The sequence below is a fragment of the Paenibacillus sp. FSL W7-1332 genome (genome assembly GCF_037969785.1).
Taxonomy (GTDB): domain Bacteria; phylum Bacillota; class Bacilli; order Paenibacillales; family Paenibacillaceae; genus Paenibacillus_AQ.
Window position 1 is genome coordinate 1,474,570 of sequence record NZ_CP150209.1, and the last position, 13,485, is coordinate 1,488,054.

Genomic DNA, 13,485 nt, shown 5'->3' on the forward strand with positions numbered 1-13,485 from the left:
AACAGGGGGCGAAATTGCCGTGCGAACGATCAAAGTGGAAAACCAGAAGGGGCACGAAATCGTAGGAGAGCATCTCCTTCAGCAAATTCGGGAAGGGCATCTCCTCCCGGGCCAAAAATTGCCTTCCGTCGTTGAATTGGCCGCCGCTTACGGCGTCGGGCGGTCCACGATCCGCGAGGCGGTCAGCGCGCTCAAGGCTATGGGATGGCTCGATGTGCGCCAAGGAGGTGGAACGTATGTGAAGCCGGTCCTTCCCAGCGAGCCCAAAAGCGGCGCCGATGTGCTGTTTCAAGGCGCCGAATCCCTGGTGGAGCTGCTGGAGGTCCGCAAGGTGCTGGAGACCGGCGCCGCCTCCTTGGCTGCAAAACGGCGTACGGACCAGGATCTGGAGCGAATGCGTGCCGCCCTTTTGCAGATGGAGCATGGGCTTAGCGCCAAGGATACCCGTGAAGGCGAACGGGCTGACATTGCTTTTCATATGGCCATAGCGGCTGCGTCGGGCAACACGTTGCTGATTCAGCTGATGGAGTCGTTATCCGACCGTTTAACGGAAACCATCCGGAAGACCAGAGAACTATGGTTTTATAAAGAGCAATCAACCGCTTCCCGGCTGTTGATCGAGCACCAGACCATATTTGACGCGATTGAGCGGCAGGACCAAGAGCAGGCAGCCGCACGGATCGAAGCCCACCTGATCAAGGTAGAACAGGTGCTTCGGGGAGCATTGGAGGCTGGTGGCGACAACATATCAGATTGACAATCGCGATGGGAGTTCGGAGAATGTCCCGTATTTCACCCCAAGAAAAACCCCTCCAAGTAGACTTTAATGCGCTTACTGCACGTTGTCTACTTAAAGGGGATCATCACGGTTGCTTTGTGTCGATTATGGGAGCCTAATCAATTCGACCTTCATGTCATAGCCGGCGGGTGCCTCTGTCAACACCTCTACATGTGCCGGAACTTCCAGGCGCATGTGAAGCAGACCCTCGTCTTCGAATCGCCACGAGACATCAATTCGCCCATTGTCGGGAAGCGGAACCGTGCCTCGCGCCCAGGCCAATCCACTGGGCTGAGGTGCTACACGGACCTTATCCCAACCCGGAGTAAGTCCCTGCACACCTAACACCTGATGGCCGAGGAAATAAGCAGGTGCGGCTGACCAGGCATGACAATGGCTACGGGTTAGCACCCTTGGGTTATTATGGTAACCACTCCATGGGAACATCTCCCAGCAGGACGTGGCGCCATGTTCGATCATATAGCCATAGTTTTTACGCATATCTGCAACCAGTAGATCCGGGCGACCGAGCTTCGTTAAAGCTTCATAGTAAAAGAACAACATAAAGGGGCTGCCTGCCTGCACAAACCGTTCCGGAGGATCTGTAATATACCGCTCGAGTGTAGATTTGCGATCTCCATTCGCAATATCGCATAGATACGCAACGATCTGTGTTTGCATGCTGGTCGTGGCGGAATATCTCCCGTCCGCATGAATACAGTCCACATAGGCTGCCCGTTCCTCATCCCACAGATGCAGATCAATGGCATCGCGCAGCTTGTCGGCAGCTTTCCTCAACTGATCCGCGACAGCCGATTCACCGGCGGTATCTCCGATCTCGGCAGCATCGCGCAGTGCTTTGACCATAAACATATTTTGCGGGGTCACCACACCTTCTCTTGGCTGCTCCATCGGTGCCCAATCGAGCAGGTTCCAGCCCGAGCGTTCCAGTAGTCCCTTGTCATTCTGAAGCTTGAGATATTGCTCCAGCGTGCGGTTGACATGCGGCCAGATGTCCACGATGAATGGTAATTCCCCGTGATAATGGTAGTATTCGAGACAAGCCGTTACCCAGAAAAAAGTCCAGTTCGGAATCACGCTGTTCCAACCGCTCGGCACTTGATCCACATATAGAGGCGTCTGGCAGGAGGAACCGGGCACCAATTTCAGGCAGCGACTGACGATCTCTTTGGCCCCAAAGGTGTAGTAGCTAACTAAAGCCTCGTTACGTGCATCGCCTACCCAGTATACTTGCTCGAAGGCGGGGCAATCGACAAAAGTGTCCTCCATGCACAGCCGGGTCGTGTCCCGACTAATAGCCCAAATATCGTTCAGCAGCGGGTCGCTGCTGCGGAAGCTGCCTACATTCGCAACCGGATAGTTGCTTTGTATCAATTTTATTTCGTGCAGCTTTACAGGACGGGACGCTCCACGCAAAGTAAGAGCCAGGTAGCGCAGCCCTCGCCGGACTACGGAAACATAAGATTGACGGCCGTCCTTGCAAACATAACGGAATGTATTATCCACAAGGTAGGTATGTTGACGCCAGCCGTCGCTCATGTACTCAAATCCGTAACCATCCACGATAGTGCCTGAGGAGGCATCCAGCTCAATGGCGATATAACCTGACAGTTCCCGGCCGAAATCGATGACGATCTCCGTGTCCAAACCGGCGTATACAGGGATAGACGCTGAGTGCGGAGTAGCCAGCACTGCCTGCTGCATGGCCGATGGAACCGGATAAACCTGCTCGTTGACCTTCCAGACGCAAGAGGTAAACACATCATTGAGATTTACAAGCTGATTCTTAATCGGGTGAATCCAGCTTGTGAACGTTTTCAAATCCGCCAATGAAGCCACGCTGCAAATCTTTGCATAGTCAGGGTGATTTCTTTCCAGGAGACGGCGCGGTTGATGATCAATGTCCTCAATAACATCAAAGGGCCCGATGGAGACAAAGGGGGCGGATGATACATACTCAGGCCCCAATGCGGGTGCGTGCACAGTAAAGGAGGCGCTGCTGTCAAAGCCGATATGGAAGCCGTGACCATGACAGCTGCCTGTTACATCTATAAGCAGAAGATGCTCGCCCGATTCCAGCTCAAAAGTGGTATAACGTTCCGGAACTTCACCGACATAGCGGTCTTCGGACAACCAATGTCCATCTACGCTTAGACGGGCATGCGTTCTGCCGCTGTCTACCATGCCAACGGTCAATGGGGCTGCCTGTTCCATTCGGATCAGGGTAGCGATGAGACCGCAAAACTCGATAACATTCGCATGATCCGAGCTCTCAGGGAATAAAATACTCCGCAGATCAAGTACAGCGCTCCAAGCCGCCGGTCGTACTGCACGGAGACTCTCCACGTGGGAGGGATAGAGAGGTTCCTCAGTTAAGTATGGGATATCGCGTTCCACCAGACTCGTCCAGGGAGCCATACCTGCGGGGCCAATTGCGGTTGCCGACTCCCATCCACTATCATCATATCCAGTCTGGATCCAATCCTCTTCCCATCCTCTTGCGTCCAAGATCTCAGTAAAGCCCAGCTGACAAGATATTCGTGATGAAGATGAATCGTAACCCGAATGAACAGCGGTTTTCCAAGACTCATCCGAAATGGTAACCGATTCGGACGGTGATGTCAGTCGCTGTCTATCCAGCTGTACCAGCAATCCCGCCCTTCCTCGAAGATACTGAAAGGTGGAAATTCCGTAATGGATGACAAGTACAGCAATGACATTTTCCTGACCTGCCCGCAGCAAGTGACCGATCTCATATTCATCATAGGCGAGTTCAAAGGGCCAAGACCGTACGGGGCCACGTCCAACCTGCTCCCCGTTAACATACAAGACATAACGCGAATCAGCGGTAAGCTTTAGCAGCGCTTGGTCCAATGTACCTTCCGGGACAAAGGAATGTCGAAAGCAGCGCCACTCATTACGGGGACTCTCACAGCCGGCACCCCAGATCCAGGACGCTCGCCAATTTGATACTGAAGGTTGATTCATTAGAAACCTCCCAGAAATAATAATGGCCGTATTTTTATATAGTGAATGAATTAAAAAGAAGGAAGGGAATTGGACTAAATAGAAGGGGAGGGGAGTCGCCGATCGGCAAACCCATTGTATACCGAAATTGGAAGGTTGTATAGTGATACGTAGCCTAAACATAGGTATACACATACCGATTGGGATTGAAGTGCAAACTGTCAGCATCTTCGGAAGCGGCTCAACGAAAACTGTGGAAGGATCAACAAGCCCTTGCTATACTTGGGCTATGTTAAACACGGCGTCATTATAATAAGGGGGGTCGGTTATGTATAAGGTGATTATCGTTGAAGATGAAATGCTCGTTCGAATTGGCCTTAGAAACTCCGTGGAATGGAGTAAATTCAATATGCAGGTCGCAGCAGATCTTTCAGACGGACAGATGGCTTGGGATTACTGCCTGAATGAGGGGTTCCCTGATCTGGTTATCACCGATATTAGAATGCCTAAGATGGATGGTATGGAGTTAATATCGAATATACGTAAAGAAAATAGGGCCACCCGGATTGTGGTGTTGTCTTGCCTGGAGGAGTTCGAGCTTGTACGCCGGGCGATGTCACTTGGTGTATCCAACTATATTCTCAAATTAACCATGACGGAAGAGGAAATCGAAAATGTATTGAACGGGACACGCATGGAGCTGGATGCCCAAGGATCTACGGCTTATTCCCAAGGTAAGGAACAACAACTCCTGCCAGCTAACATGGATCTGATCATGGAAAAATATATCAAGGATTTTTTGCTCTACGGCATTTATTCCGTCGAAGAATTCGAGCGGTTTGCAGCACAAAGCGGGATCCGCCTTTCCCCTGTAAGAATGGTGGTATGCACGATGGAGCTGGACCGTTATTTCGAGTTAAAGCATAAATTCCGGGACGAGCATGGACATTTAGTGAAAATGACTTTATTGAATATACTGTATGAAATTACCAAATCCTTCGATAGGGATCCTGCGACGTATCTGGATGAAACCCACTATATTCTCCTATTCAGCTTTGATGATCTTTTCTCTGAACAATCGATCATGCAAGAAATCCATACGATTCTCAGCACAATTCAGGATGCGATTTATACGTACTTCAAGGGCTCGGTTTCATTTGGGGTGAGCGGTGTGCAGAGCGGGTTTGGGTCTTTGCGCAAGTTGTATTTCGAGTCCAGGCGTGCTCTTGAAAAGAAGTTTATTACAGGTCCTGGACAGAAGCATACCAACAACGATCCCCTTGATCTTAGCAAGGTCCTTGCGCAAGTGGAGAAAATACGCGATTATCCGCCGCTGCGTAATATGCTTAGCCCGATGAAGGAGAAGGAATACAGTGACTACATTACCAATTTTGTAAACGCTTTATTAGAGGGGAAAAAGTCGGTACGAATTATTTTGTATCAATTCATCCAATGGATCAACACGAATTTATATGACGATCATCAGAATGAAAAGATGCTGTTATTCAATATAACGGAAACGTTGGACCAGTGTGATACCTTGCCGGAAATGCTAGAGGAGATCAGTGAGTATTTATCTAACGTAGTGGAGCAGTCGAGGACAAATCTGAATATGAGCGGAGAAATCTCGAAGGCCATACAGTTCATCAAACAGAATTATGATCAAAACATCAGTCTGCAGCAGGTGGCTGACCATGTAAACTTAAGCTTTGGCTATCTAAGCAATCTCTTTAAAAAGGAACTTCAAATTACGTTCGTTGAGTACTTAAACTGTTACCGAATTGAACGAGCAAAGGAATTGTTGACACGGACCCATTTGAAATCATACGACATCGCCGTTAAGGTGGGGTTCTCTCCGGAATACACTTACTTCAGCAAGGTCTTCAAAAAAATCACAGGATTAAATCCAAATGAGTATCGTAGGCAGTTTTTATCCGGAAAAAGAGGCGTGACATGAAACTTAGAGGACGATTTCAGAAGCTGGGCACGCAGCTGATTTTATTCTATATGATTATTAGCCTGATTGTGCTGTCCTTCGCATCTTACTTTATCTACACCTTTGTGCTGAAAATCATCAAGGAGAATAACGAGACTTTATTGCTCCAACAGTTTCAGCAGTTGGATCATAACATTGCCGGGCTGATCGATGATGTGGATTCTTTGTCCAAGTTCTTTCTCCTGGATCCCGCTGTTCAAAGGTTTCTTAATTACACGCCGGATAAGGGGGAATTCGAGTTCATGGAGATGAAAAATGATCTTCATGAGAGCATTGCTCCCTATATCAGCAATTATGATTTTATTGATTCGATTTATATCGTAGGCGGGGTCCAGGGATTGATTGGCGGCACCAACAATACAACCCTTGTCCATTCAAGCGACCCGTGGCTGAAAGAGTTCATGCAAACCGATATTTTCGAGCGCTCCCATCAGGTTTTTCCCGAGATGATTATCCAGGGCGGAATTGACAAGAGCCATTACAATCCCTACAAACTGAAGCCTAATGACGGAATGGTCGTCAGCATGGCGCGCGGGGTCAGGCCGCTATATCAGTCTGTGACCAACGCCGTGCTGATTCTAAATGTGGATGAGGAATACTTGTCTTCCATTTATTCAACCGCCCTCCAAGCTGAAGAGGGAAAGATGTATATCGTGAACGAGAAGGGGATCGTGATCTCCAGCAGCAATCCTGATGATGTTGGTTCCATCAGCCCTTACAATCCGTTCATTAACCACGCCGGAGATTACGGAAGCTACGATAACGGCAGTACGAATTCACCGGTTCAGGTTATGTACTATCGTCTGAATGAAGCAAATTGGTACATGATGAAGGAAATACCGCTCAATTCCTTATCGGTGGATATTTATTCAGCACAGACACTGCTGGTGTTCGTGATCTTGGCCAGTCTGCTTGTGATGTTCATCATTTCCTATTTCTGGCTCAAAAAGATGACGCGGCCGCTGCGTATTCTTTCGCACAAGATGAAAGATATGAGTCGTGGGGAAATTGGAATTACGTTTGCCAAAATTCCAAACAATGAGTTTGGTATGGTGATTCGGCGATTCAACGAGATGTCGCTGAGCATTGTGGATCTGATTCATAAAACAAATGAGATGCAGGAGAAAAGACGGGAACTCGAAATGGAGGCGCTTCAAAATCAAATTAACCCGCATTTTTTATACAATACGCTTAATATGATCCGTTGGATGGCTTCTTCGATTAAAGCGGACAACATCGTGAACAGTGTCGTAGCGCTGGGGAATATTCTACGTCCAGCCTTCACGAGTAAAGAGCCGCTGTGTACTCTTAGGGACGAGCTTAGCTATCTGGAGAACTACATTAAGATTATCAATTGGCGGTTTAACAGCAGTGTCATCTTCTCTATCGATGTAGATGAAGCTTACCTGGATCATAGGGTTCCGCGGTTTATTTTACAGCCGTTAATCGAGAACTCCATTACATTCGGAAGACAAGAAGACGGACAACCCATCCATATTCAAGTCAAGGTCCATGAAGAGGCGCATGATCTGATAATAACTGTTACGGATTCAGGTGTGGGCATCCCTCCTGCCAGATTGGAACAGTTGAACCAGAAAATGCGCAGCGGCGAAGATCATACTGAGGTAATCGTGTCCGGCAACGGAATCGGCCTGTACAATGTGAACAAGCGGATCCAGTTGAATGATGGGCCGGCATACGGGGTTTGGTTGGTACCTCAGCTTACAGGGACAGAAATACAGATCCGGCTTCCAAAACATAGTTAGGTTTGATGGCATTGTTCAAGTTCATCTCAAAATTGTTCAGTTTAAGAAACGGTCATCTGTAGATTATTCAAAAGAATCCTAATATTATGCGTGTTTCGGCACAATCACAACCATTAAGATCAAGGAGGAAGGGAATTATTTCATAGGACCAGGAGGGAATACAATGAGTAAAAGGGGGATCGTCAGACCGGCGATGGCGGTGCTGATCATCTTATCGATGCTGCTTGCCGCTTGTACGAGTAATACCAAAACAAGCAATACACCAGATTCTCCGGAAAAGGTGGGGACGGATAGCAATGAGGAAGTCGTGACGCTCCGGCTGCTTATTATTGAAACCGGATCGAAGTGGAACACCTATCCGGACAGTGCTATAGCGGAGGAGATCGCGAAGAAGGTTGGAGTGAAGATTGAATATGTAGAAGCGGACGACAGCAAATTCAACGTTTTACTTGCTGGGGGAGACCTGCCTGATATCGTAAGGACAGAGCCGGCAAAGTATGGTAAGCAGCTGATTGACGGTAATCTGATTATCCCAATGGATGATATGCTGAAGGAACATGGAAAAGACATTACGGCGAATATTCCAACCGTTGTAGAATACAGCAAAGAGAACTGGAGCGAAGGGAAAAACCAGCTTTTCTTCCTGCCGCCGCAAGTTCAGTCAGAGCCTAGTCCGATCTATCCGCCGCTGACGATCGGACCAACGATTCGTTGGGATTACTATAAGGAGATCGGCGCGCCTGCGTTCAATACGCCGGATGAGCTGCTTGATGTATTGGAGCAGATCGTCCAGAAGCACCCGCAGACGGAAGACGGGAAGAAGATATACGGTGTTTCCATGTGGCAGGATTGGGGACTTTGGCCGTATATTGTCCCATTCGCGTGGTATACCATGCAAACAACCAACAATAGTGATATCATGGCAAGAAAACTTGATGAAACGCAGTACAGAAACATATTGATGGAGGAAGATTCCACGTTCTGGGTTGCAGTTGATTTTTACAACAAAGCGAATCGCAGAGGATTGCTGGATCCCGATGCCCTGACGATGAAGAACAATGATTATTCCGCCAAGGCTACGGCCGGACAAATTGTAATTGGACCAGCTACATGGGCCATGGGTGACTTTAACTCCAAATATGCTAAGGATGGTAAAGGGTACGTCGTATTGCCAACAGGTAAGCGGGCATGGAGCGGCGGAGTGAATCCATTAGGCTGGACAGGAAAAAGCTACGCGATCTCCAAGAGCTCAAAGCACCCGGAAAAAGCTATGCAGTTTTTAAACTATTTATATTCCTATGAAGGAGTACGAACGCTATACAGCGGAGTTGAGGGCGTTCACTGGGAGATGATCGACGGTAAACCGCAAATAAAAGACGAAACCTTTGAGTTAAGGAATGCAGGCGGTACAGCATGGGAGAATACAGGAATTGCCTTGGACACGAATCTGATGGGGATTGGTGGGGCCGTGTTGGATCCTGTCACAAATTCACCTCTGGATCTATTCCAAACACAAGAGGCTTTAGCGCAAGGAATAACCGAGCTGGAAAAGGATTTCAGTGACCATTACGGTGCTATGCATCCGGGTGAGGTCCTGGGTAAGTTAATTGCGGAAGGCAAGCTGCAGGACGCGAACACGATAAGCAAGGATTTAACAACAGAGCAACGGATCAAAGAGGGGAAGGTTGGGCTCCCGGCTATTCCCGAAGATATGCTAAAGATTGAGGCCCAGGTGAAAGAGCTGGCAGCCCGTTATGCAGCAAAATTGATTCTGGCCAAGACCGACGATGAATTCAATCGGATTAAAGAAGAAGCGCTGAAGGCATTCAAAGATGCTGGCGTGGATAAATTCACAGAATTCTATACCAAGGATATTGCAGACAGACGGGAAGCGGTCGGAGCATTACCGGCAAAGCTTAATAACTAGCTAATCGTTGAGAAAAGGAACAAGGAAACCTGGAAACAGGGCCCCTTGTTCCTTTTTATAAATCTGATTTCAAGAGAATCTGTAAATTGTTCAAGAAACCAGACGTAAACGTTAGAATATTCAATTCAATCATTAGATCGTTCATTCAGAATACAGAAGCTTCCATGTAATGTTGAGATATGGTTGCAGAGGCTATATAGAAAAACATTTGATCAAAGGGAGAGAAATGAAAGTGGACACTGCTTATCAATCAGAACAACAACCGCTACTTAAGAAGGAGCGACCGCGGATCCGAAAAGAAGGTATCATTTTGTTGTGTATGGCGATTCCTTTTATCATCGTAGCATTCGCCTTCCATTATGTTCCCCTATTTGGCTGGTTGTACGCGTTTTTTGATTATCGCCCTGGGATCCCTTTGAGCCAAACTGCATTTGTAGGGTTTGAGCATTTTCGGGAAATGTTAACCGATCCCAACATGGTCAGAGTGTTGACCAATACACTGGCCTTGAGTTTGCTGGGGCTTCTGACCGCACCAATCCCCGTGCTGCTTGCCGTGATGATCTCCGAGGTTAAGAGCGAACGGTTTAAGCGGATTTTTCAGACCACGTCTACACTGCCACACTATATTAGCTGGATCATTATTTATTCGCTCGCGTTCAGCATGTTTAGCTCCGAGGGAGCGATTCAAACCATTTTTTTACGTTTGGGTATGGACACGCAGATAAATGTATTAGGTAATTCCGAGCATGTATGGCTTGTCCAAACCTTGATCCTTCTTTGGAAGTCCTTAGGCTGGAGCGCGATTATTTATTTGGCCGCCATCGTAAGCATTGACGGCGAAATGTATGATGCCGCGAAGGTGGATGGCGCAGGTAGATTCAGGATTATCTTCCACATAACGATACCCAGCATCATGCCCACCTTTATCGTTCTGCAGCTGCTGGCGGTGAGCAATTTACTATCCGCAGGATTTGAACAATACCTCGTGTTTAACAATGTGATGGTGGCGGATAAAATCGAAGTCTTAGATTTATATGTGTACAGGGTTGGCCTGGTGATGAATGACTTTCCGTATTCTACAGCGGTGGGGATGTTTAAGTCTGTTATCAGTATCATCCTACTGTTTCTGGTCAACGGATTGTCTAAGAGAATCAGAGGTGAGAGCATTGTCTAAGAAGTGCTGCATTCTAGGGAGGGACTATATATGCGTATAAGAAAGCAAAGTACATCGGATCTGATTTTTAATACGGTTAACTATTTATTCCTCATGTTGCTGTTAATTTTGACCGTCTATCCGTTTTATTATATTTTCATCTACTCGATTAGCGATTCCTTCGAAGCACAAAAAGGGGTGTATCTTTGGCCGGCAGGATTCTCATTGGAAAGCTACAGAGCCGCCTTTCAATTAAAGGGGATTACCGATGCAGCGATCATCTCCGTGCTTCGGACCATACTGGGAACGATGATCACGGTGTTGTGCAGCGCCTTCTTCGCTTATTTGATTACCAAGCGGGAGATGCCATTCCGCAAGCTGATTTATCGGTTCATATTAATTACCATGTACTTTAATGCCGGTTTTATCCCCTGGTATTTAACAATGAAAACATATGGACTGCAAAATAGCTTTCTCCTCTATATTATACCAAGCGCATTGGTCGGTTTTTATATTATTCTTATCAAGACGTTTATGGAGCAATTACCTCCTTCGTTGGAGGAGTCGGCGAAAATGGATGGCGCGAGTTATTTCAAAATTTTCACGCACATTGTATTTCCCTTGTCCATGCCGATTATCGCCACAATTACTGTATTTGCAGCCGTCGGACAGTGGAATACGTGGTTTGATAACTTCTTTTTGGTATCAGATCCAAAGCTCCAAACGCTGCAACTCTTGCTTTATAACTTCCTCAGCCAGACGAACAGTATAGCGGGAATGACAAGTGAGGAACTGACGCGTAACGGACAAGCAAGAGTGATGACGCCCCAATCGGTTCAGATGACGATTACGATGCTCGTTACCATGCCGATTGTGATTGTCTATCCTTTTCTGCAGCGATTTTTTGTTAAAGGGATTATGCTCGGCGCGGTAAAGGGTTGATGTAGCTGTAAGGTCCCGGGCGGGCCGATACAAATGTGATTGAAGGGGTGTCCTAAAAGATCTTAGATCTGCGGGATGCCTTTTTTCTGTTAGGGGATGCCTCCGTATTTGGATCGTTTCACTGAAACCCTCAGCGGACCTGTGATCCTGTCCACGAATTTCAACTCCATCACAATAAAATTCAACCCGTAAATCACTCTAAACCTAAATAGTTCAACTATACCGTAAATTTCACCATTCTGCCTTATCGGCTTTGTTTTTAACATGGAATGAGCAGGAGACCTAGTCAACCTTCTAGCGAAAGGACTTACTCTCGGTTTATTGTGAGCGCTTTCCTGTTAAAGGGAAAGAAGAAGTGAGGCAGGGAGGGATAGGAGTTCATGCAAATGCAGTTCTAAGTAACGAACAATTCAATTATGGGGGGAAGCGCTTATGAAGATTGCAAAGCAAGGGATCTTACTGCTGATGATCGCGATGTTTGTATTTACCATGGCTGCCTGCAGTGGAGGAAGTACGAAGACGGTGGAAAAGGATGCTCCGATTGTTGAGGAAAACAAACCGGGCACCGATGTAGCAGTAGAACCTAAAGAGGAGCCTGTCCAAGAAGAACCGGCTGCCGAAAATCCAGACGAGTGGACGATGGATTTCGATCTGGGCGGACGTGAGATTGTAGTTACCGCTTGGTGGGACATTGCATTCGGAGATTCACCGCCGCATCAGGAGATCAAGGCAAATATCGAAGAGCTTCAGAAGAAACACAATTTTACAATCAAGTTCGTGACCACGCCGTATGCGTCAATGAAAGAGCAGGCCACAAGTTCGGCCTTATCGGGCGCACCCTTTGCTGATGTCGTTCGTTTGGAACGAAGAGCACTGTTTCCGGGGATGGTGAGTTCAGGACTTATCACTCCGCTTGATGAGGTCATTGATTTTAGCGGACCGGCCGCAAATTACATCGATCCGATGATTAAGGATCATGTAGGTACGTTTGGGGGACATCTGTATGGTTTTGAAAAAACGTACACGGACTTTTCCGGAATTTATTACAACAAACAAATGCTGAAAGACGCCGGCATTAAGGATTTGCATGAATATGTGGCGGAAGACGATTGGAATTGGGAGGCCTTGCAAGAAATTGTAGGCAAAGTGACGAAGGGCGACACTTACGGACTCGCGGGAACAGAGCTTGCTGTGACGACACACGCGGTGGTATCCAACGGCTCAAACTTATTGGATGTGGATAAGGGGAAAGAAATGTTGTCCGATCCGCGCACGGTTGAGGCATTGACATTCGCCCAGGAGCTCGCCGGCAAATCCATGATCACAAACGATCAAGCCGCAATAAAAACCTTGTTTACACAAGGCAAAATCCTAATGTATGTAGGTTTTCAATGGGAAGGGGAGGGCTTCATCAATGATTTGGGCGAAGACCTGGGGTTTGTTCAATTTCCGGTAGGCCCTAAGGGGGACGGATACAAATCAGTCTCGAATCCGCCGAACTACTGGACCATTCTGAAGGGCACCCAAAATCCGGAGGAGATTTTTTATATTATGTCTAAGATTTGGGATATCACCCCAACGGAGGAGTACAAAGGCCAGGATCGGCTGGAAAAATATTTCGCCGACGAGAAGGACATTGAGGCTGCAAAAATGATGATGGAATCGCCTCAGTATACGGTGATGAATCATGATCTGTTCCCGGACTGGAATGTGTACCAAATGCTTACCGAGCTTTACACCGAAAAATTAGCGCCCGCGACCATTGTAGAAACACATCGCCAAGTGCTGCAGGCGGTTCTGGATGATGCTCTGTAACTTGTTTTGGTGGTATTGAGGAATGGAATAGCCGGCAACAACCGCTTCCTTTCGTTGCCGGCTAACCTTGCGTGAACGACATGACGAAATGGTGAAGAGGGTGGATGCACTTATGCTCGG

8 protein-coding genes are annotated in these 13,485 nt (G+C 47.4%); 7 read left to right on the forward strand and 1 reads right to left on the reverse strand.

All coding sequences use genetic code 11. The features are described 5' to 3' along the window. Positions 1-19 precede the first annotated feature (19 nt). Positions 20-757, forward strand: coding sequence for a FadR/GntR family transcriptional regulator (locus tag MKX98_RS06320; RefSeq protein WP_194541192.1), 738 nt, complete (start codon positions 20-22; stop codon positions 755-757). A 126-nt stretch (positions 758-883) separates the two neighbouring features. On the opposite strand, the gene MKX98_RS06325 is transcribed toward MKX98_RS06320, so the two are convergent. Continuing rightward, positions 884-3,787: a family 78 glycoside hydrolase catalytic domain gene (locus MKX98_RS06325; RefSeq protein ID WP_339222128.1), complete on the reverse strand. Its 2,904-nt coding sequence runs from the start codon at positions 3,785-3,787 to the stop codon at positions 884-886. Positions 3,788-4,094: 307 nt separating this feature from the next. Between MKX98_RS06325 and MKX98_RS06330 the strand changes: the two genes are divergently transcribed. The 6 genes from MKX98_RS06330 to MKX98_RS06355 all read left to right on the forward strand — a co-directional run bounded on the left by MKX98_RS06330 (position 4,095) and on the right by MKX98_RS06355 (position 13,365). After that, the gene (locus MKX98_RS06330; protein ID WP_339222130.1) at positions 4,095-5,723 is read left to right on the forward strand and encodes a response regulator; all 1,629 of its coding nucleotides are present in this window, start codon (positions 4,095-4,097) and stop codon (positions 5,721-5,723) included. Then, a complete protein-coding gene (locus tag MKX98_RS06335; RefSeq protein WP_194541195.1) occupies positions 5,720-7,528 on the forward strand; it encodes a sensor histidine kinase in 1,809 nt (602 codons plus the stop codon). The genes MKX98_RS06330 and MKX98_RS06335 overlap by 4 nt, the downstream gene beginning before the upstream one ends. Positions 7,529-7,691: 163 nt before the next feature. Then, a complete protein-coding gene (locus MKX98_RS06340) occupies positions 7,692-9,455 on the forward strand; it encodes an extracellular solute-binding protein (protein ID WP_194541196.1) in 1,764 nt (587 codons plus the stop codon). Positions 9,456-9,870: 415 nt separating this feature from the next. Continuing rightward, a complete protein-coding gene (locus tag MKX98_RS06345) occupies positions 9,871-10,629 on the forward strand; it encodes an ABC transporter permease subunit (protein WP_339222132.1) in 759 nt (252 codons plus the stop codon). A gap of 30 nt (positions 10,630-10,659) precedes the next feature. Next, entirely contained in the window at positions 10,660-11,550 is an 891-nt protein-coding gene (locus tag MKX98_RS06350; protein WP_194541198.1) for a carbohydrate ABC transporter permease, read from the forward strand. A gap of 432 nt (positions 11,551-11,982) precedes the next feature. Further along, positions 11,983-13,365, forward strand: a complete 1,383-nt coding sequence (locus tag MKX98_RS06355; RefSeq protein WP_339222134.1) for an extracellular solute-binding protein — start codon at positions 11,983-11,985, stop codon at positions 13,363-13,365. Positions 13,366-13,485: the final 120 nt, after the last annotated feature.